The organism is Rubrobacter tropicus (genome assembly GCF_011492945.1).
Classification (GTDB): Bacteria; Actinomycetota; Rubrobacteria; order Rubrobacterales; family Rubrobacteraceae; genus Rubrobacter_D; species Rubrobacter_D tropicus.
In genome coordinates this window covers 1793918-1813695 of the sequence record NZ_CP045119.1, presented here as the reverse complement: position 1 = coordinate 1813695, position 19778 = coordinate 1793918, and the positions used below count along the sequence as shown (strand labels likewise).

The 19778-nt window shown below is 65.4% G+C and carries 23 protein-coding genes; 7 read left to right on the top strand and 16 right to left on the bottom strand.

Features of this window, described 5'->3' with window-relative positions; translation table 11 throughout:
* Positions 1-17 precede the first annotated feature (17 nt).
* Both GBA63_RS08965 and GBA63_RS08960 read right to left on the bottom strand, forming a co-directional pair.
* On the bottom strand, positions 18-644 hold the full coding sequence (locus GBA63_RS08965) for a DNA-3-methyladenine glycosylase family protein (RefSeq protein WP_166175376.1): 627 nt from the start codon (positions 642-644) through the stop codon (positions 18-20).
* Between the two features lie 28 nt (positions 645-672).
* A complete protein-coding gene (locus GBA63_RS08960) occupies positions 673-975 on the bottom strand; it encodes a metal-sulfur cluster assembly factor (protein WP_166175374.1) in 303 nt (100 codons plus the stop codon).
* A gap of 313 nt (positions 976-1288) precedes the next feature.
* Between GBA63_RS08960 and GBA63_RS08955 the strand changes: the two genes are divergently transcribed.
* Positions 1289-1468: a hypothetical protein gene (locus tag GBA63_RS08955; RefSeq protein ID WP_166175372.1), complete on the top strand. Its 180-nt coding sequence runs from the start codon at positions 1289-1291 to the stop codon at positions 1466-1468.
* Between the two features lie 53 nt (positions 1469-1521).
* Here the strand turns inward: GBA63_RS08955 and GBA63_RS08950 are convergent, their stop codons facing one another.
* The gene (locus tag GBA63_RS08950) at positions 1522-1776 is read right to left on the bottom strand and encodes a hypothetical protein (protein WP_166175370.1); all 255 of its coding nucleotides are present in this window, start codon (positions 1774-1776) and stop codon (positions 1522-1524) included.
* A gap of 12 nt (positions 1777-1788) precedes the next feature.
* Entirely contained in the window at positions 1789-2625 is an 837-nt protein-coding gene (locus GBA63_RS08945) for an SDH family Clp fold serine proteinase (protein ID WP_166175368.1), read from the bottom strand.
* A gap of 348 nt (positions 2626-2973) precedes the next feature.
* Here GBA63_RS08945 and GBA63_RS08940 point away from each other — a divergent pair, with 348 nt between their 5' ends.
* Positions 2974-3216, top strand: a complete 243-nt coding sequence (locus GBA63_RS08940) for a ribbon-helix-helix protein, CopG family (RefSeq protein WP_166175366.1) — start codon at positions 2974-2976, stop codon at positions 3214-3216.
* A 427-nt stretch (positions 3217-3643) separates the two neighbouring features.
* Here the strand turns inward: GBA63_RS08940 and GBA63_RS08935 are convergent, their stop codons facing one another.
* From GBA63_RS08935 to GBA63_RS08905, 7 genes are all read right to left on the bottom strand, one after another.
* A complete protein-coding gene (locus GBA63_RS08935; protein ID WP_228282505.1) occupies positions 3644-4510 on the bottom strand; it encodes an IS1595 family transposase in 867 nt (288 codons plus the stop codon).
* A gap of 314 nt (positions 4511-4824) precedes the next feature.
* Positions 4825-6354, bottom strand: coding sequence for a glycerol-3-phosphate dehydrogenase/oxidase (locus GBA63_RS08930; RefSeq protein WP_166175364.1), 1530 nt, complete (start codon positions 6352-6354; stop codon positions 4825-4827).
* Positions 6351-7583: a DegT/DnrJ/EryC1/StrS family aminotransferase gene (locus tag GBA63_RS08925; RefSeq protein WP_166175362.1), complete on the bottom strand. Its 1233-nt coding sequence runs from the start codon at positions 7581-7583 to the stop codon at positions 6351-6353. Before GBA63_RS08925 ends, GBA63_RS08930 begins: the two co-directional genes overlap by 4 nt.
* Positions 7584-7713: 130 nt before the next feature.
* Positions 7714-8895, bottom strand: coding sequence for an MFS transporter (locus GBA63_RS08920; protein ID WP_166175360.1), 1182 nt, complete (start codon positions 8893-8895; stop codon positions 7714-7716).
* 125 nt (positions 8896-9020) lie between these two features.
* Positions 9021-9194 (bottom strand): hypothetical protein, encoded by a 174-nt coding sequence (locus GBA63_RS08915; protein ID WP_166175358.1) that lies wholly within the window; start codon positions 9192-9194, stop codon positions 9021-9023.
* Positions 9195-9274: 80 nt separating this feature from the next.
* The gene (locus GBA63_RS08910) at positions 9275-9715 is read right to left on the bottom strand and encodes an NUDIX hydrolase (protein ID WP_166175356.1); all 441 of its coding nucleotides are present in this window, start codon (positions 9713-9715) and stop codon (positions 9275-9277) included.
* A gap of 11 nt (positions 9716-9726) precedes the next feature.
* Positions 9727-10143: a PPOX class F420-dependent oxidoreductase gene (locus GBA63_RS08905; RefSeq protein WP_166179994.1), complete on the bottom strand. Its 417-nt coding sequence runs from the start codon at positions 10141-10143 to the stop codon at positions 9727-9729.
* Positions 10144-10330: 187 nt separating this feature from the next.
* Here GBA63_RS08905 and GBA63_RS08900 point away from each other — a divergent pair, with 187 nt between their 5' ends.
* Both GBA63_RS08900 and GBA63_RS08895 read left to right on the top strand, forming a co-directional pair.
* Positions 10331-11095: an SDR family oxidoreductase gene (locus GBA63_RS08900; RefSeq protein ID WP_166175354.1), complete on the top strand. Its 765-nt coding sequence runs from the start codon at positions 10331-10333 to the stop codon at positions 11093-11095.
* A 187-nt stretch (positions 11096-11282) separates the two neighbouring features.
* Positions 11283-11795: a hypothetical protein gene (locus GBA63_RS08895; protein ID WP_207957161.1), complete on the top strand. Its 513-nt coding sequence runs from the start codon at positions 11283-11285 to the stop codon at positions 11793-11795.
* A 250-nt stretch (positions 11796-12045) separates the two neighbouring features.
* Here the strand turns inward: GBA63_RS08895 and ggh are convergent, their stop codons facing one another.
* The 3 genes from ggh to GBA63_RS08880 all read right to left on the bottom strand — a co-directional run bounded on the left by ggh (position 12046) and on the right by GBA63_RS08880 (position 14237).
* The gene (ggh, locus tag GBA63_RS08890) at positions 12046-13437 is read right to left on the bottom strand and encodes a glucosylglycerate hydrolase (RefSeq protein WP_166175350.1); all 1392 of its coding nucleotides are present in this window, start codon (positions 13435-13437) and stop codon (positions 12046-12048) included.
* Positions 13438-13519: 82 nt separating this feature from the next.
* Positions 13520-13861, bottom strand: coding sequence for a hypothetical protein (locus tag GBA63_RS08885; protein WP_166175348.1), 342 nt, complete (start codon positions 13859-13861; stop codon positions 13520-13522).
* 88 nt (positions 13862-13949) lie between these two features.
* The gene (locus GBA63_RS08880) at positions 13950-14237 is read right to left on the bottom strand and encodes a DUF427 domain-containing protein (protein ID WP_166175346.1); all 288 of its coding nucleotides are present in this window, start codon (positions 14235-14237) and stop codon (positions 13950-13952) included.
* An 87-nt stretch (positions 14238-14324) separates the two neighbouring features.
* On the opposite strand from GBA63_RS08880, the gene GBA63_RS08875 reads away from it, so the two are divergent.
* Positions 14325-15368, top strand: coding sequence for a tartrate dehydrogenase (locus GBA63_RS08875; protein WP_166175344.1), 1044 nt, complete (start codon positions 14325-14327; stop codon positions 15366-15368).
* A 256-nt stretch (positions 15369-15624) separates the two neighbouring features.
* On the top strand, positions 15625-16464 hold the full coding sequence (gene aac(3), locus GBA63_RS08870; RefSeq protein WP_166175342.1) for an aminoglycoside 3-N-acetyltransferase: 840 nt from the start codon (positions 15625-15627) through the stop codon (positions 16462-16464).
* Between the two features lie 34 nt (positions 16465-16498).
* On the opposite strand, the gene GBA63_RS08865 is transcribed toward aac(3), so the two are convergent.
* Entirely contained in the window at positions 16499-17182 is a 684-nt protein-coding gene (locus GBA63_RS08865; protein WP_166175340.1) for a glycosyltransferase family 2 protein, read from the bottom strand.
* A complete protein-coding gene (locus tag GBA63_RS08860) occupies positions 17179-18621 on the bottom strand; it encodes an alkaline phosphatase family protein (protein WP_166175338.1) in 1443 nt (480 codons plus the stop codon). The genes GBA63_RS08865 and GBA63_RS08860 overlap by 4 nt, the downstream gene beginning before the upstream one ends.
* 138 nt (positions 18622-18759) lie before the next feature.
* Here GBA63_RS08860 and efeO point away from each other — a divergent pair, with 138 nt between their 5' ends.
* Entirely contained in the window at positions 18760-19770 is a 1011-nt protein-coding gene (gene efeO, locus GBA63_RS08855; RefSeq protein WP_166175336.1) for an iron uptake system protein EfeO, read from the top strand.
* Positions 19771-19778 lie beyond the last annotated feature (8 nt).

Sequence of the window (19778 nt, the reverse complement as noted above, 5' to 3'; positions counted from 1 at the left end):
CCGGAAGTGCCGGTGTCCTAGGCCGAAGCGCCTTCCACGGCCGGTTTGTTGTCCAACGACTCCCAGAGGTAGAGGCTCGCCAGGGTCCGGTGGGGCCGCCAGGGTGTGGCGAGCTCCCGAAGGGCGTCCGGGGACGGGGCGTCGGGGAGGTCGTAAGCCTTCTCGACCGCGCGCCGGATGCCGAGGTCGCCCACGGGCAGGACGTCCTCCCTGCCGAGGTGGAACATCAGAAACATGTCCGCGCTCCACCGGCCGAGGCCCTTGACGGCGACGATCCTGGCCGCGACGGCGTCGTCAGAGAGTTCTTGCAACGCGCCGAGGTCCAGCCCGCCCGAGAGGACGTGGTCCGCGAGGTCGCGGAGGTACCGGATCTTGGGCCTGGAAAGGCCCGCGCCGCGCAGGAGGTCTTCGTCCGTGGAGATCAACTCGAAGGGCGTCGGCGCGCGGTCGCCGAAGAGCGCGGTGAGGCGGGCGTAGATGCTGCGGGCCGCCTTCGTGGAGAGCTGTTGGCCGACGATGGTGCGGACGAGCGCCCCGTAGGCGTCGTCCGGCCGCCCGCGGCGGCGCTCCTCGAAGCCTAAAGGCCCGACGCGGCGCACGACGTCTTCCATCACCGGGTCGCCGCACCCGAGAAGGTGCAGCACCCCGGGGTCTCGCGCCGGGTCGATCAGGTTAGCGGCCGAAAAAGAGCTTGGCGGCGGGGCTCATCATCTCCGGGGACCACATAGGGTCGAAGGTAAGCTGGGAGTTGACGGTCTCCACACCCTCGATGGCGAGCGCCTCGGTCTCGACTTGCTCCTGGATCATGTCCCCCACGGGACACATCGGGCTCGTGAGGCTGAACGTGACGTCTACGTGACGGCCCTCGTCATGGACGCCCACGTCATAGATCAGACCAAGCTCCACCAAATCCATCCCGATCTCGGGGTCTATCACGTTCCTGAGCTGGTCCCGCACGCGCTCTTCGGTTATCACTCTCTCACCTCTTGTCGGATCTCCTCGGCCTCCCAATTGTAAAGCCGAACAGAGCCATTTCCACCTTTCTCCCCGTACCCCGCAATCCCCACGTCTCCCCCACCCGACGTAGCTTTAGTTAAGGCAATGACGTACTTGGCTCACCAAGCAGCAAATGGAGGTGAACAAGTTGTGCGCATCCAGTGGTCATCCGGTACGCAAGTAGTGGGCATCCGTACTACACAGCGTAGTAGAATGCGACAGCACGTCTGGCGAGTAAACAGAACGGCTAACGATTCAACAGCGCGTCTAACGCGCCGAAAGGTTGGCTAACGTGCAGGACGAGAAGCCGAACCAAGAACGCAAAGAGGACGAACGCAGCGAGGAATTCGACCGCTTCGAGGAAACCATGAAGAAGCTGGCGAAGGTTCCGAAAGAGGAAGTGGACGCCGAACGCCGCAAGTGGGAGCGGGAGCAGAAAGAGAAGCGGGAACGGGAGAAGCGGGCGGGCTAAGCTACAAGCCCAAGTCCTCTCCCTCTAGCACCGTGAAGACCCGTAAGGGATGTTCAGCGCCCTCCTGAGCCGGATCGAGAAGGGTGATTCGAGGGCAGTTTCCTAACCACCTTCTTCAAGTCGCGGAAGAAATGGGACCGCTCGTAATCCGAGGCATCGCGCCACTGACTCGGCTCCGAACTTTCACGGATCTCGTGCCTCTCGGTGTATGGCTCGACCGCTTCTTCCATATCGCGCACACTCTTACGCGCCCGCTCGAATCTTCTCTGTCTTTCCATCGTCTGCTCTTGCTTCGTTGCTTCGCTCATCGCTACCTCCCGCTACGCGAAGAAGGCGTGGTCTTTGGTTTCCACGCATTTTGTTACGTTCGTACTCACGTAAACGTTCGCCCGAAGATACAATTCAAACGCGAGTTCCCATAGCCTCTCCTTGACCTCGACCGGCTTTATCGCCAAACCGCATTCCAACGCCTCGTCCCTGTAAATCGGTCTGCCGTGCGTTTTGGTACGCTCCGGGGTTAGAAAGACCTTTATCTGTTCTCCTATGTCACTTTCGGAGATGCCCGCCATCATCCCCTTGGCAAGAGTCCTGGTCGCAATGTCCTCCGATAACGCAAGTTCCTGTCTAAGCTCCTGAATTTCTCGTTCGTCATAGCGCCCCAACTGCTGAATGTAGGGCTCCAAGTTGCCATTTGCCTCCACGGCTCGCTTGAACAAATCGTCGTAGCTTTGAACGAGGTTGTAGACAGAAAACCATTGCCCCGTCTGGGCATCGGTCAACTGCGGGTCCACGGGGCCTAACTCCGAGCTAGGCCCCATGAAAATCTGGCTCGCGCCGAGACACACCATCGTTGCGGCAGACTTCGCCTTGTTGGGCACGAAGGCTTGGTATTCGCCGGTACCGCTGTAGCCACGGCAAATGTTGATGATCCGCTCTGCGGCTAATCCGCTGCCGCCAGGCGAATTTATCGCCAACACAAAACCTTCCGACAGGTCCATGTTTTGCAAGACGCCTTCCAGCATGTCGGCGTCCGCATCCGCAAGGGGAGCCGCGTTGACGAAGCTGGTAAAAAGCGTTACCACGGGCTTGCCAAGTTCGACTTCCAGTCCGGCGTAGATTTCCTGGCGCGTCTGGTGACTCTGGCCTATATCGGCCATAATCTGCGTCCATACTGGATCCGACCGTCGTTCCGCCATCATCTCCCGCTTCGTAGCGTCCCGTAGTGCATCCACAAGGTCCGCCGCTGTTGTTACCCTTGTGCCTAGTGTTCTACACTTTATGTAGTGTATCTTGGCGGTGTCCCCCCGGTAACCCTCTACCCGGGGGCAGTGGGCTAGCCGAAACGCTGCCCTACAAGAAGCTGATAGAGGATTCGCAGCTCTCCGGTACCGCCTAGGTGGTACCGGAAACCGCCTAGGTGTATGATTTACTCATATGAGGTACACAAACGCCTCATATACTAGGTGCCCTACCACACGAAACCGGCACCGAGAGAGGAGAGCAACATGGCCGAGACCGTCGAGAGCAGGACCCGTGAAAGCGGTCAGAGGGTGCGCGTGAATGCCAATTTCTCTCCTGATGCCTACAAGGTCCTTACGGAAATAGCGGAGCGTAGGGGCAAGAGCATCTCCGAGGTGCTGCGTGATGCTATAGCCTTCGAGAAGTGGTACCAGGACACCGTGGATAGCGGCGGGCATGTGCTTGTCGAGCGCAATAGCGGGCGTCCTCAGGAGATCGTCCGTCCGTAGTGGCCGGTAACCCTGGCGATCCGCCGCCCCCAAGGCAAGAAGCTATGCAGGAATCAGGAGAGGCCCCCGCGTCGGACGCGGGGGCCTCTCCTTCTGCGCCGCCCGTCAAGGTCAACGTTGACGTTTCGGGGGTAGGAGAAGCGGTCGAGCAGATTGCAACAAGAGACCCGGAACGCTCCCGAGAACGAACACGCAGGGCACTCATTATCGGATTCTTCGCCTTGTTTCTTGCTGTCCTGGGTGTGGGAGCTGTCGGAGCGTTGCGAAGTAATGAACCTTGGAACAACGCATTCGAGCTAGTGAAGTACTTCGCCCCATTTATCACCGCCTTGGGGGGTTACATAGCGGGCCACTACTTCCCCGGCCAACCCCCGCCGCAGAACCCCGGCGGGGGTTCGGGCAGCTAAGCCTTCCTCTAGGCGAACCCCTACTCGGTCTTGCCTGTCAGTTCGTCGTAGGTGAGCCGCCGCCCCGCCACGTTTCCGAGCGCCTTTGCGAACCTATCCGCATCCTTGCCTTCGCGGTTGTTGAACCGGAAGGTCTGCTCGTCCAGGTAGCGCGAGAGGTGTTCGGGTTCCACCTGGACGTAGGTTCCCTTTAGGGTGCGCTTCAAGAGGCTCCAGAAGTTCTCCGTCTTGTTCGTGTGGATGTTCCCGCGAACGTACTCGATGGCGTGGTCAACCCACTCGTGCGTGTACTCGCCCTGCAAGCCCCGGTAGGAGTAGAGGGCGTCCGTTATGACCGTCGAGCCGCGCTCGACGTTCTCCCTGACCCCGCCGTGAAGCGTACTTTTCGCGGTGTTCGGGATGACCTTGGCCCTCGCCTCTCCGTCCCTACCCACGAGGCCCATAACGGCGGTCTTGCCGTTGTAGCCGCGCCCCCGCTTGCGCTTCTTGGACTCGTGCTTGAACTTCTCAAGCCCGCCGACGAAGGTCTCGTCGGCCTCTATCTCGCCCGAAAGCTTCTCGAAGGTGCCGGTCTGCATGGCGAGCCGTATGCGGTGCATCATGAACCACGCGGTTTTTTGGGTAACGCCCAGGCTGCGGGCGATCTCGTAGGAGCTTACGCCGTTCTTCGCGTTGACGATCAACCACACGGCGGGGAGCCACTTGTCCAAGCCTATCGGGGAGTCCTCAAAGACCGTGCCGACCTTGGCCGAGAACTGCTTCTTGCAGGCCTTGCACTTCCACACCCTGCGGGTCTTCAGGTGGTAGTGGTCCTTGCCATCGCATTTCGGGCAAACCGGGCCTTCTGGCCAACGGAGCTTGGCGAAGTACGCGGTTGCAACGTCCAGATCCGAGAAGAACCGGATGGCTTCTATGAGGGTTTTCGGCTGGCTTTTTCCGTCTATGAGTGCATTATACCACGTTTTGGTGAGTCAAGTACGTTATTGCCTTAGTTAAGGCCTTGTTACACGTGATGCACTTATCCACCGTTCGCCTCGCTTTATCCACAACATCTTGTGGATAACTTGCGCTGACTGGTGCAAAACCACCCCATCTTGTTACATCTCATTAACGGGTGCCGCTACGGGCCCCTGGCAAAGCCGGCCCGGCGATCCCGGCCATTGGAACGAGGACAGGGTCGGTTTCGATGCTCGAACGCCGGTCAAGCGGTGCGGCCGGAAGGTAGCGGGCTGCGGTCGGGGGCGGAGATCGCAGCGGAGATCCCGGCCCGAACCTCGGGCGTGTCGAGCCCGCGCAGGGCGAGGGTGGTCCGCCGCCGGACCACGTCCTCGACGGTGAGTGCCCACTCCTCCGCGACGGCATGGTGGACCTGCGCCCAGACGTCCGGTCCTTGCGGGGATATGCGTTCGAGTCCGCCGGGTAGACGCGCGGCGCGGGAGAGGACCATTGCTGCCTCATGTCCGTAGACGCGGGAGAGGTGGCGCAGGACGGGGTTCTCCGGGTCCGGGCGCGCCCGGACGTTGGCCGGTAAGGAACCGGGGAGCGGCGCGTCGCAGGCGCGCGGGTTGCGTGGGCGGACGTGCGAGGGTAGGAGACGGAGAGCGTCGATGGCGATGCGGCGGTGGGTCGTCAGCTTTCCGCCGGCCACGGAGACCATCCCTCCGGGACCGACGCTGAGGAGGTGATCCCGGCCCGCCGAGATGGTCGCCCCCGCACCGAGCGGGAGGACGCGAAGGCCGGCATACGCGGAGGCAACCGCCCCGGGGCGGAGCATGTCGTCGGGCAGAAAAGCGGAGGCCCGCTCGAGCACGCGGGCGATGTCTACGGCCTCCGGTCCAACGCGGCCGGGTTCTTCGGCGTACTCGTCGTCCGTGGTGCCGACCAGGACCATGTCGTCGTGCGGTATCGCGTAGAGGTGGCCCCCGTCGCGGAAGGAGACGGCAACGGCGGCCCTCCACGCCTCTCGCGAACGGAGTACTACGTGGACGCCCTTGCTCAACCGGGTCGCGGGTTCGGCGCGAGGGTCCTCCAGCCGGCGGAGCGCGTCCATCCACGGTCCCGTCGCGTTGACGACGGCCCTGAACCGGGCCCGCAATTCGCCCTCGGGCCCGGACATAATGGCTTCGGAGACGCCTTCCGGGATCACGGCGAGGTCCACCACCCGCAAGTAGTTTGCAACCACGGCCCCCGCTCCTCTAGCCGCCTTCACGGTGGCGAGGGTGAGACGGCCATCGTCGGTTCTGGCCTCGTGGAAGACCGCGCGGGGGACTACCGCGCTATCCTGGATCCGGGGTACGAGCCTACCTGCCTGTTGACCCGCGATGGCCCTGGGGCGAGGCCAACCCCGTCCGCCGACCGCGGCGTAGAGCGAGAGTCCAGCCATGATCCCCGTCCCGCGGAAGATTTCTTTGCCGGTAGCCGCCACGAACGGTAACGGGTGCATGAGGTGCGGCGCGACGCGCGAGCAGAGAATGTTCCTCTCCACGGAGGCGGCTCGCACCAGACGAAGATCCCCCCTCCCAAGATAGCGTAACCCTCCGTGTACGAGGCGGGCCGAGGAGCCGGAGGTGGCGCCCGCGAAGTCCCCGGCGTCTACGAGCGCCACGCGCAGGCCCGCCCGCGCCGCCTCGTAAGCCGTCCGGCAGCCCGCGATGCCGCCCCCGATCACGAGCAGGTCGAACACGCCCGCGCCGAGCCGCTCCAGCGCCTCGTCCCGCGAACCGCCGGTCATGCCAACAACCTTCCGGCGTCGCGCCGCGGGACGGCGAGCCCGTTGACGACAGATGCGAGCCGGCCCATCTCTTTTTCAGGAAGCCCTATCGGCGCCGGGAGGAAGACGATCCCGGCCATCATGCGCGCGGCCTCGAAGGGCTCGGGAGCCCCGTCCGGCGGGCTAAGGGCGACGATGCTGCTGGTCGCCCGGCTGGCATCGAAACCTCGTCTCCGCAAGCCCTCTACCAGTTCATCCGGGTCATGAACCACCACGGGGAAGATCCAGTGCGTCCGTCCGAGGGAGCCGGACCCGGGCCGCATGACGTAAGGCCCGAGCGCGTCCGAGAGGCGTTCGCCCGCCGCGGTTCGGGCGGCGAGCCTGCCGCGGTCGAAACGCCGCAGACGACGCAGGAGGAGTGAGATCAGGGGCGCGCAAGGCCTGCGCCTGATCCGACGGAGCAACTCCCCGTCCGGCACCCCGACAGCGTGGGACTTCGTCGCCACGTCCACCAGGCCATCGAGGTCCAAACCGAGGCGCGCGCAAGCCCGGATCAGGAACCCGTACACCCCGGGCCTGGAAGCACCAAGTAGAAGAATCCCCTTGAGCAGCCTGCCCGCGTACTCGCGCCGGGTCTGGACCGGGTAGTCTGCCTCGATCTCTCGCATCCGACCGAGCACCTCGCCGTCCCGCACCCGCAACACGGCGCCCCCGAAGGCGGTGGCCGTCTTTAGCGTCCCGAAGCTGTACATGGACACGTCGGCCTCAGGATGTCCCACCTCGCCAGGCCCTGCGAAGGCCTGTGCGCAATCCTCGACCAACGATAACCCGTGCTCCCCGCAGAACCGGGAGACCGGCCCGAGATCCAGCCTCCCCCCGAACAGGTGCGCCACCAATACTACCCGGGTACGCGCCGAGACCGACGCCTCCAACGCCCCGACTCCGGGCGCGAGCGTCGCCGGATCGAGGTCCACGGGAACGACCCGCAAGCCTCGCAACCGGGCAATGCGCCCCATCTCCGGATGCGTGATGGCCGAGGCCAAAACCTCATCACCCTCCCCCAACCCCGACGCCCCCAGCCACAAATCCCACCCCGTCCGCACCGAGAGGCAGACCAGCCCATCCCTCCCGGCCCCGCACGACGCCAGCGCCCGTGCCACGAGCCCGTCCCGCCCCCACACCCCCGCGCACGCCGCGGCCCCGAACAAGACGTCGCCCAAAGACGCGTCCAACCGATGGCGGACGTACACCGCGCCTCCCCCTTCCAAACACCCCACACCGACCACCTCCCCAAAAACCACCTTTGACTTACACCGTATATTTACATTGTAAGTTAGCAGATACGCGTGTCTGGGGCAAGCGTCGGGAGCAGGTAGGGGTCTAGCGGACGAAGGCGAGGACGAGCAGGAAGGCGGCGAGTGCTATGGCGGCGGAGGCGAGGTAGGCGTTGGTAACGCCGAGGGTTCCGGCCAGGGAGGCCATCAAGAGGGGGCCTATGGTCTGGCCGGTGCGCAGGGACATGCCGTTCGTCGCCATGAAGGCGCCGCGGTTCTCATTGGGGGCGTGGGAGTTGAGGAGGGAGAAGACGTTGGGGAGGTTGATCCCCTGGGCGACGCCGAAGAGGACGGCAGGGACGAGCAGGAGGGAGAGCGTGGGAGCTGTGGCGACGGCCGCGAGGGCTATGGCGTACAGGGAAAACGACGTCTTGAGGAGGGTCTTTTCGTCGAAGCGGCCCGTCAGGCGGCCGAGTTGGGAGGAGACGAGGGCTGTGGTCAGGGAGGCGCCGGAGAGGACGGCGCCGATGACGTAGGAGGGCGCGTCGAACCGGTCGTTCATCAGGATCGGGAGGTAGGAGAGTTGTGGTCCGAAGAGGATGATGAAAGTCATGAGGGAGGCCCCGATCAGGCCGAGCACCTCCCTGTCGCGCAGGTGCCCCCACACGCTCCCGAAGTACTCCTTGAGGCCCTGCTCGTTCAGCGGCTCGGGGTTGCGCAGCGAGAAGAGCACGACCACGGCGATGGGGACCGCGATCACCGGCAGCGCAAAGGGGTAGAACCACCCGAACGTCGCGAGCACGCCACCAACGGCCGGATAACTCGCGGTCCCAACGGAGAGGACGCTGGAGTTGTAGCCCAGCGCCGCCGAGCGCTCGCGCCCGCCGTAGATGTCCCCGATCACGGTAACGTTCAAGGTGCCCAGGGCCGCGGCCCCCATACCCTGAAAAGCGCGTAAGACGAGCAAGAGCTGGAAGTCGCGGGCAAAGACGCAAGCACCCCCCGCCACCCCAAAGAGGAGCAGGGCCGGGACCAGGATCTTCTTCCGCCCGTACCGGTCCGAGAGCACCCCGAGCACCGGCGTAAGCACGATACCCGGGAGCGTAAAGACGGTAATAAGCAACCCGACCTGCCCGCCCGAGATCCCGAACTCCCGGGAAATGGCAGGAAACGCAGGCGTCACGCTCGATACCCCGAGCACCGCCATCAGGGTAACCCCCCAGAGCACGTGCAGGTTGTGGTCCTTGTAGACCTTGCGTTCCGGCCCTGTTCCCTCAGCGGAAGACACGAAAAAGAAACCTACCAGACCCCCATACCGCGAAATGGGACCCCGCACACACAGCCAGACCAGGATCAACTCAGAAAAACCACTCCAGCCTACTCGCCCCTGCTAAAAGCTGACGGCTGAAAGCTCTACACCCGGTACCCGTCCCATCCCAGGCGGACGAGCAGTGCCGCGGTCATGGCGGCGGTGGCGCCCCAGATCTCACGCGGCCCCTCGACGGCGAAGACGGGCACCTCGTAGTCGCGTCCGTCGCGGCGCCAGAGGACCTTACGAAAGGTCTTGGGGGCGAGAAGCTCCTCCACGGAGACCGTGAAGATCTCCTCTACCTCGTCGGGGGCGAGGACCAGCTCGGCTTCCGGGGGCAGAAGCCCTACGAAAGGGCTTACCCGGAAGTTCGAAGGGGAATATACATCTCTTCGAGCTCGCCGACGATCTCGACGAGCTCCCGGCTCAGGTCTATCTCCTCCTCGGCCTCCCGCAGGGCTGTCTCCATCAGCGAGGTGTCGGCAGGGTCCATGCTGCCGCCGGGGAAAGAGATCTGGCCGGCGTGGTCCTGCAGGTGGCTCTTCCGAACCGTGTATACCAGGTGCAAACCGTCGGGTTCCAGAAGGACGGGAACGAGCACCGCGGCCCGCCGGGTCTCCCCGTTCGGCGGCGGGACCCGCCCAAGCCTCTCCCCCGTCTCGAGGTTGACGGGCGAGAAGCTCTCGTAAACCTCGCGCCAGCCTTCGAGCGGCGTCGCGAGGGCGGATCTCAGCAACTCCCTGGCGTCGATATCCCGCTCTCCGGTCGCGTCGTTCATGATCCCGGGATCATAACGCACCGTCCGGCATTTCAGTCGGCGATGTTCATGTACGCGAGCACCTTCGTTGGCCTGACGCGCACGAGCAACTCCCCCGGAACGGCGTTGCGGCGGCCGAAGGCCTCGGCCTGGTCCTCGCCCATGTAGCGGCCCCCGATGCTCGTCGCCCAGCGGAGCAGGTCCGGGTCGCCCTCGGTCAACTCCGCGATGCCTTCCACGATGACGAAGTGGAAGGGCGGCCTCTCGTCGTCGATACACAGGCTCACGCGGGGCTCCCGCCGCATGTTTCTTCCCTTCACCGTGCCCTCGCCGGTCATAAAGACGAAAGTCTCGCCGTCGAGGTCGTACCAGACCGGGGCAACGTGCGGGCGCCCGTCGGCCCGCACGGTCGCCAGCTTCGCCGTGCGGGCTCGGCCAAGCAAGAAGTCTCTGTACTCTTCGGCGTTCATCTCCCGCACGCCCCACCTCCGATGCCCTATTCGAGTTCAGGACCAAGCAACCGTCGGCCCGCGGAGATCATACCCCCCCGGCCGAATGGCCGCCCCGGAACCCCCCGACTGGCAGCGGGCGATGGTACCTGCCATGCTCTCCCTTCTTGGACTTGCAGGGCGGGCATCGGAGAGAGGATGGTGGAGCATGGTCGGGGCGGACGGAGAGGGCGGGCTGAAGGGCCGGGCGGCGTTGGTCACGGGGGCCAGCAGCGGACTCGGGCGGGCGACGGCGGTCTCACTCGCCCGCGCCGGGGCGGACGTCTCCCTGGTCGCCAGGAGCGAGGAGGAGCTGAAGGGGGCGGCGCGCGAGATCTCCGCGACCGGCGCCCGGGCGCTGGTCGTGCCCACCGATCTCGCGGACGAGGGCGAGACAGGGGCCGCCGTCGCGCGGACGGTCGACGAGTTCGGCCGCCTGGACGTGCTCGTAAACGCGGCCGGCACCGACGCGCCCGGGCCGGTGGAGGACCTCGACGCCGCGGGGTGGGACCGGACGCTCTCCGTGAACCTGCGGGCGCCGTTCTTACTCGCCAGGGCGGCCTTCCCGCGTATGCGCGAAGCTGGTGGCGGCACGATAGTCAACGTCTCCTCGGTGGCGGGCAAGAAGGGCTGGGCAAACGCCGCAGCCTACTGCGCCTCCAAGTTTGGGCTTACGGGCCTCACCGAGGCCCTGGCCGACGAGGGGAGGGAGCACGGCATCCGCGCGATAATCCTCTACCCCGGCGCGATGGCGACGAACTGGGGCGCCTTCTCCCCCGAGGAGCGCCAACAAAAAGATACCGCCAAAGCCCCCGCAACCCAGGTACTCCCGCCGGAGCGGGTCGCGGACTTTATCTCGTGGTTCGTCGCATCCCCTCCCGAGTTCGTGCTGACGGAAGGGATCGTACTCCCAATCGGGGAGGCGCTTCCCTAACCCCCGCCCCCACGACCGCGCCGCGGGCCGATGGTGGGGTCCGCGCCGGCCCCGCCCCGTCCATCGGCGGCAGGCATGATACAATGTGTATTTAATGGAAAGTCGCCTGCCTCGCGCTGGGGCTGGATGGCTTTACCCACCAATCAAACAGGCGGGCCCGGTCGTCTTTTCGAGGCGGTTCGGGGTCGTGAACGAGAGAAGGGTTTCGTTGAAGCTAAACGGAAATAGCGATCTGGAAGAGAGAAGCCCGGGGCTGGGCGGGGAGGATCGGGACGGCGAAGGGGGCCGTCTCAGTCTTGACGAGGCCTGGGAAGACGTCGAGAAGCTGGAAGAGCTCGCGCGCAAGCGGGAGGAATCGAAGAGGCAGAAGGCCGCGGATCAGGTAGCGCTCTGGCACGAGTTCATGGAGACGGAGCGGCGAGAGATCAAACTGCGCCAGGACGGCCAGCTCGCCAGGCACCTCGGCGCGCCGCTGCCGGGCGAGCTCCCGGCGGCGCTGCAAAAGCTCGCCGCCCACGACCAGACGCAGGCCAAACTGGGCCTCGTGGCCCTGATGAGCGGCGGCAACACGGTCTACAAACCCCTCGAAGAACTAAAACCCGAGGACATGCCGGCCAGGATCGCCGCGAACAGACTCCGCACTACCTGGCTCAAGGAGCGCAGGGACGAGTGGCTGGGCCGCGGAGAAGCCCCAGCTTAGAGCGGTTTTCGGAAGCTAATCGCTTCCGAAAACCGCGCCATCAGCGATCAGCCCGCTTCGGCCTGCTCCGCAGGCCTACGCTCTCAGCTTGTCAGCTTTTTGTCCTTGGCTGAAAGCTGATGGCTGAAGGCTGACAGCTTTACAAACCGCTTTTTAGGCTACGCCCCGCTACCGAACTCAGTAGTTGCAGGCCGTCGCCGTAGCACGCGCGTCACGTTCATGGAGCCTGCGGACGGTCATGATACGGCGTTTACGGGCCGTTCTCGGTGGCGAGCATGTCTAGGGCAATGGCGGCGGTCCAGGACTGCTCGCCCGAGCCGAGCGGCTCACCGGTGAAGGGCTCGAAGTACTCAGCGAAGCCGCTTTCGGCGAGCTCTTCCAGGGTGTGGTGGCGCAATGATGCGGCCCGTTCGGACTCGCCGGCCCGCAGGAGCGACCACCAGAGCAACCAGTTCGCCACGGGCCACACCGGGCCGCGCCAGTAGCTGCGAGGGTGGAAGCCCGGCTCGTCGGGGCTCGTGGAGGGCGGGAGCGGCCTGTGGAGGGTCGGGTTTCCGGCGAAATCCTCAGAGTCGAGCGTGAGGAGCATGTCCTTCAGCCTCCTCTCGTCCAGGCCGCCGGAGATCAGGGGCGCGAAGCCCGCGACGGTTCGGACCCGCAGCGACTCGCCGGTCAGCACGTCGCGGTCCACGCAGAGGTTTAGGGCGGGGTCCCACTGCTCTTCGAGCCCTTCGCGGCCGCGTTCGATCCAGGCTTCCACCTGCGCCCGCTCCTCGGCCGGCGCCCCGACGACGGCCCCGATCTCGAGCAGCGCCTCGTTGGCCGCGACCAGGATGGCGCTGAAGAGGACGTCCTTGACGAGGAAAGGGTGCGAACCGTAGATGTCCATCTCCTCGTAGCGGGCCTTCTTGAGCATCTCAAGCAGCCACAGGAAACGGTCGTACTCCTCGTCCGTCGGCCGGTGCGAGGCGTCGGCGACGTGCTGCACGTCGTAGCGGGTGTAGCTTGGGATGTCCCCGATCGCGATGCGCGAGAGCGGCGCGTCCCAGCGGGGGGAGTTGTCCGTCCCGCTCTCCCAGGGGTGGTAGATCGTGACGAGGCCCGACCGCTCGGGGTCGCGGGCGGTCGACAGGTAGCGGTGCCAGGAGTAGAGGCGGGGGTAGTTGCCCGTCAGGAACTCCCTGGCGGCCTCGACGCCTCGCTCGTCCTTGTCCTGGGCGGTCTCCCAGATCCTGCGCACGGCGAGCGCGTGCACGGGCGGCTGGCAGAGCCCGCTGGTGTGCGGCCCCGTCGGCGCGTGCTCGGAGAGCCCGTTCGAGTTCCAGCGCTCGGCGTCCGGAAAATAACTCTTCGGGGGCGCCTCGGGGTCGAAGACTATGTGCGGCACCTTGCCGGTCTTCCATTGGGCCGAGAAGAGCGCCTCGAGCTCGCCCGTTGCCCGGCGGTTGTCCACGTGGGCGAGGCCGAGCGCTATGAACGCGGAGTCCCAGCTCCACTGGTGCGGGTAGAGGGAGGGCGCCGGCTTCGTCCAGGACTTGACGCCGTTTCGCTGCAGCACGCCGGCCGCCTGGGGGTTTACGTCATGGAAGCCGGGGCGCCCGGGCGGTTTGGAGACGGTCTGTGGGACCTCTTCTTCTTGCATGAACCGCTGGCGCAACTCCCGTCGCTTCGCTCGACCCCCTTAATCTATAGGGTCGAGGCACAACCTTCAAGGACAGGCGGGTTCAAGGTTTGTCGGCCGTCTCCCTGTTTTCCGAGATCCTGGCCTCGTAGGCGTCGAGCGAGCCGACGAACCCCTCGTAGGCGCCTAGCGACTCGCGGGAGAGGTTGTAGAAGACCTCCCGCTGTTCGGCTGCGATATTCTGCAGGTCTTCGAGCGCGCGGCGGTTGATCTCCACCCCCTCCTCCAGCGTCTGAACCCAGTTTTCGAAGAAGGTCCGCGAGAGCTTCGCCCCGCTCTTTTGAACCTCGAAGGCCCGGTCCACGGCGGCCATGTAGGATTGCCGGGCCGCCGCGTCGAACTTCTCGACGGCCTCCCTGCGCTCCCGCGTCTTGTCTGCGTTCATGATGGTTTTCCTCTCCCCGTCGCCCCACGCGACGGAAGGGGGTGAAAGCTGTCAGCTATCAGCTTTCAGCGAGCGTGGTCGGGCCGCATCAGCCCGCCACGTCGACTTTGTTTCCATAGAAGGCGAAGTGGTCTCTTATGTTGTTTGCGGCGTCCATAGGCTCGGGGTAGTACCAGGCCGCGTCCTCGACGACGGCGCCGTCGACCTCCACGTTCACGTAGCTCGCGTCGCCCTTCCAGGGGCAGTGGGTGGTGGTCTCGCTCGGCCGGAAGAGTTCCGTGTTGACGGAGTGCGGCGGGAAGTAGTGGTTTCCTTCGACCACCTCCGTGTGGTCGCTCTCGGCCAGGGTTACGCCGTTCAGCGTTGCTCTCGGCACGCACCTCTCCTCTCCTCGTCCTTACCCGACGGGGATTATATCGTGCTGCGGTTGGACCGGAGCGCGGCCGGTTGCTAGCATGGACGGATGGTACGCGTGGCGGTCATAGGCGGGGACGGGATCGGGCCCGAGGTGGTCCGCGCCGGGATGCGGGTAATGGAGGCCGCGGCGGACGACCCGCTGGAGTTGCGCTTCACCGAGTTCGAATGGGGTTGCGAGTACTACCTGGAGCACGGGCGGATGATGCCCGAGGACGGGATAGAGAGGCTGAGGGGTTTCGACGAGATCTACCTCGGCGCCGTCGGCTGGCCCACCGTGCCCGACCACGTCTCGCTGTGGGGCCTCCTGCTCCCCATCCGCCGGCGCTTCGACCAGTACGTGAACCTGCGCCCGGCCCGCCTCCTGCGGGGCGTCGAAAGCCCGCTCGCCAACCCGGGGAACCTGGACGTTACAGTAGTCCGGGAGAATACCGAAGGCGAATACTCGGACTCCGGGGGGCGCATCTACAAGGAAACCCCGCACGAGATCGCGGTGCAGGAGAGCATCTTCACCCGCCGCGGCGTCGAGCGGATAGTCCGCTACGGTTTCGAGGAGGCGAAGGGCAGGCGCGGCCTCCTCGTGGGGGCTACGAAGTCGAACGGCATCAGCATCACGATGCCGTTTTTTGACGAGATCTTCAACGAGGTCGCCCGGGAGTACCCGGAGGTGGAGGCGTCCCTGATGCACGCGGACGCGCTGGCCGCCCGGCTCGTGCTCGACCCTGCCCGCTTCGACGTGATCGTCGGCTCGAACCTCTTCGGGGACCTCCTCTCGGAGATCACGGCAGCCGTCTCGGGCGCCATCGGCATAGCCCCTTCCGCGAACCTCAACCCGGAGGGCGCCTTCCCGTCCCTCTTCGAGCCCATTCACGGCTCCGCCCCCGACATCGCCGGCCAGGGCGTCGCAAACCCCGCCGGCGCCATCTGGGCCGCCGCCCTCATGCTGGAGCACGCGGGCCACCCGAAGACCGGGGGCCGAATCCTCGAAGCCCTGGAAGAGACCCTGGCTTCGGGCATCAGGACCCGAGATCTCGGCGGCGAGGCGAACACAGAAGAGATGACGGACGCCGTGGTCGAACGGCTGGGCGGATAGAATCTCCGAAGCTTCGGACGTCCGTGAGTCCCGACTATAGCGGGTTGCATAAGGACTGATTCTTGTTGGCCTTGAGGTTTCAAGGCACTGAGGTTTTGAGGGGCGCGTTAAGAAATCTATGAGCAAGCTTCGACCCTCCATCCCTGAAAGCCTAAGAAATTAAGGACCTTTCCTTGCTGGTCTCAATACTTCCGCAAACTGCGCTAACCACCATCGGTGAAGGCCGACTTGCGGCGCACCTGCTACCGTGTGGGACATGTTGGTAGCGCGTACGCGGCTGGCTCGTGATCTGGCCGATCTCGGTTTGAGACCCGGCGCGGTGGCGATGGTCCATTGCCGGATGTCCGCGCTAGGACACGTGGTCGGGGGCGCGCAAACCGTCGTGCTAGCCCTGCTGGATACCCTGGGACCCGGCGGGACGCTCGTGGCCTACACGGGCTGGCAGGACGAGCCCCCCGAAGACCTCGCCGCGCTGGACGAAGAGGCGAGGCGGATCTACCTCGAAGAGCATCCGGCTTACGACCCGCGCGTCGCGCTCTCCCGCCGCGACCACGGGAGGGTCCCCGAAGCGCTGAGAACCTGGCCGGGCGCGCGCCACAGCGGCCACCCGGAGGCGGGCGTGGCGGCCCTGGGTCCCCTCGCCGAGGACGTAACAGCCTCCCATCCCCACGACGACGCGTACGGCGCAGGCACGCCCTACGCCCGCCTGGTCGAGCTCGACGGCCAGGTCGCGGTCCTGGGCGCTCCCCTGGATACCGTGACGCTCGTTCACCACGCCGAGGCCGTTGCAAACGTTCCGGGCAAACGCCGGGTAAGCTACGGCATGCCCGTGACCGCGCAGGACTCCGGCGGGCGCTATTGGCGGACGTTCTCGGACATCGACACCTCGAAAGGAGCCTTGCCCTACGAACACGTCCTGGGCGGGGAGGACTACATCGAGCACATCGCGCGTTCGGCGCTCGCGGCCGGAGAAGGGAGGAGCGGGCCGGCCGGGGCGGGCACGGCCTACCTATTCGAAGCGCGGGGGCTGGTCGAACACGCTGTCGACTGGATCGAACAGACGTACCCGCCAGGGGGTTCGATGGGCCCCGGTTAGGGGGAACCGTTCGAAGCTACCTTGATGCGCGCCGTCAGGGGCTGCGCAGCTCGCGCCAGATGGCCGGTAGGACCTTTGCCGGGTAGCTCCACCGGATAAACGACTCGCCGTGCTCCCGGACCTTGTACCGGATCGGCACCTCCTCGAGGCGGAAGCCCTTGCGGAGCAGATCCAGCGTCAGCACCTGCGCGTAGTTGTAGTCGTGGACGATCTCGGCGCTCCCGGCGGCCTCCCGCGAGAAGGCGCGCATCCCCGTCTGACCGTCCGTGATCCTTCGTCCGGTGAGCGCGGAGAGCAGCGCGGTGAAAGCAAAGTTTCCGACGCGCCGGTAGAGGCGCATCCCCCGCACCCCGCCCAGAAAGCGGCTCCCGAGCACGTAGTCGGCGCGGCCGCCGAGGATCGGCCCCAGCAGGCGCGGTATGTCTTCTGGCGAGTACTCGAGATCCGCATCCAGATAGGCGACGGCAATCGCGTCCGTCTCGACGGCGGCCCTGAGACCCGTCCGAACGGCGGCGCCGAGCCCTTTGTTCTTGGGGTGGGCCACCACCGTGGCACCGTGCCGGCGGGCGATGGCGGCCGTCGCGTCGGTAGATCCATCGTCCACGACTATGGGGCAAAGCTCGTGCCCGTCCAGAACGACTTTGGAGATCCCTTCGAGCAGTTCCCCGATGGTCGCCTCTTCGTCTTTGGCCGGGATGACGACGGAGATGCGTCTCACCCCCGGTCCTCCAGCGCGTCTTCGAGCACCCGCCCGGTCGAACCCTCAGGCGGCTCGACCCCCAGCAGGTAGCAGATTGTCGGCGCGAGGTCCATGACGGAGGCGGGCTCCGTTACGGTCTGCCCGGCCCTGACGCCGCTGCCCCACATCGCGAACGGCACGAACCTCTCTCCCTCCGAGAGGTGCCCGTGGGCGCCTATGCCTATGCCCTGGCCGTGGTCGGCCATGAGTACGACGGCTGCGTCTTCGAGGTAGCCCTCCTCCTCGCACCACCTCATAAAGCCTTCTATGAGGTTGTCCGTGATCTCGATCCGCTCGACGTACTCGGGGTAGCGGGTGCCGCGCACGTGACCGTTCTGGTCCACGGCGAGCAGTTGCAGAACGAGGAGGTCGGGGTCGTGCTCCTCCAGCTCGCGCCGCCCCGCCGCGATGAGGTTGACGTCGATCTTGTCGTTGTGGGCCACGCTGGTAACGCTCGCCACGTCGTCCCCGAACGCGTCTATGAGGTGGGCTATCCCAACGAGCCGCCCCTTTTTCCCCGATCTCCGAAGCACGTCGAAGATGCTCTCCACCTTCAGGCCGAGCTTGAGGACCAGATTCGACGTTATTCCGTGCTTCTCGGGCGCGGCCCCCGTTAGCATGGACGAGAAGCAGACCACGGTCCTCGCCGGGTAAACGGTCTCTACCGACTCGTAGACCGTTCCCCCCGCCATCATCTTCTCCAGGTAGGGTTTCTCGGCCTCGTGAAACCTGTCCAGCCTGCACCCGTCGATGACTACCACGATGACCCGCTTGGCCAACGCCTCCCCACGATTGACCGTCCGAGTCCGCCCCGCCGGATACGCGGGCTTCCAGTCGAAGAACCTGCGATGCACCCACCAGGCCGCCACCCCCACCGCCGCCGCGAAAGCGAGCACCGCGAGCGCCCTTCCGACCGTAACCGGCGCCGCGACGAGATACTCGAGCGCGAACAACACGATCAGGGCTTTCGGGACCTGCTCCAGAAAATTCCCGCTCGTCGAGTCGGGGTTCTCGAGCACGAGCTTCCAGAACCTCAGAAAGTTGGTTTTCGGCGCCCCGGTTCTTAAGTGATAGTAGAAGGTCCCCCAGAAGAAGACCGTAAAGAAGACGTACAGCCCGAGCGCCAGCGCGAGCGCGCCCCAGTCGACGAACCTGAAGACCAGTAAGAACGCCGCCAGGAACGTCCAGAGCGCCCACCGCAGCTTCAGCGGAAAGTCGTAGCGGACAAAGAGTACGACGAGGGGCGCCGCGAGCAGGATCGCGGGCAGCGCCCTCCCCCAGAAGCCCGCCGAGAAGACCTCGCCGAGGTGCAGCAAGACGAAGATCCCGGCCACGAACACGGGATGGAAGGACTTCCCCTCGTTCAGGACGTTCCACATCCTGGCCGCCAGGATCTCGAACCCCGACGCGGCCTTCACGACGCCCCTCCCCGCCCCGACCGCGATTTGATCTGCCTCACATAAACCTCGCTCCACGCTTGACCTGACCCGCCGCCGTACATTAACTTTCCCTCCGGGTTATTGCAAATGATTTTCATTAGTAGTCGGAGGGACTCTTTGCGCGAGACAGATCGGCTGGGCCACGGACCGGGGAGACCGGCGTTTTTGCTGCTGGGCGCGCTGTTCGCGCTGTTGGTCGCGGGCTGCGGCCAGCCCCCGCCGTCGAACGGCGGCAACGACGGGGGAGGCGGGGAGAAGACGGAAGAGACCACGGCCGAGGAGACGACCTCCGGGGAGACGACCTCTGAGGAAACCACCTCCGAGGAAACGACGTCTGAAGAGACGACGTCTGAAGAGACGACGTCTGAAGAGACGACGGCGGCAGTGGAGGTTGGGGGCACGGCCGAGTTGGCCGCGGCGGCCGACGAGTACGAGGTTTACGTCGAGGAGCAGGTGCATTTGCTGGAGGACCGGACCGGGGAGTTCACCGACGCGGTGATCTCCGGCGACGTGGAAGAGGCGAAGCGGCTCTTCGGGCCGGCGCGGGAGCCGTGGGAGAGGATCGAACCCGTAGCGGCCTCCCTCGGGGACTACGACCCGAACATCGACGCCAGGGAAGGTGACGTGCCCGACGAGGAGTGGCGCGGGTTCCACAGGATCGAGAAGGCCCTGTGGGAGGAGAACACCACGGAAGGGCAGGAGGAATACGCCCGCCGGCTCATGGAGGACGTCGAGAACCTGCACGAGGAGGTCGAGGAGCTAGAGCTGGAGCCTGCGGACCTCGTCACGGGCTCGGTGGAGTTGCTAAACGAGGTGTCGGCCGGCAAGATCACGGGCGAGGAGGACCGCTACTCGCACACCGACCTCTACGACATAAACGCCAACGTGGAGGGTTCCGAGGTCGCCTTCGAGGAGCTCAAGCCGGAGGTGGCCGGCGAGGACATGACGCTCGCCAACGAGGTCACGGAGGGCTTCGATGGCGTCTATGAGGAGCTTGATCAGTACCGGCGGGGCGACGGCTGGGTCTCCTACGAAACCCTGAACGAAGCGGACCGCCGCGCCCTCAGCCAGAAGGTCGACGCCCTTGCCGAACCCCTCTCGCGGGTCGGCAAGGTACTCGAAGGCTAGAAGGGCAC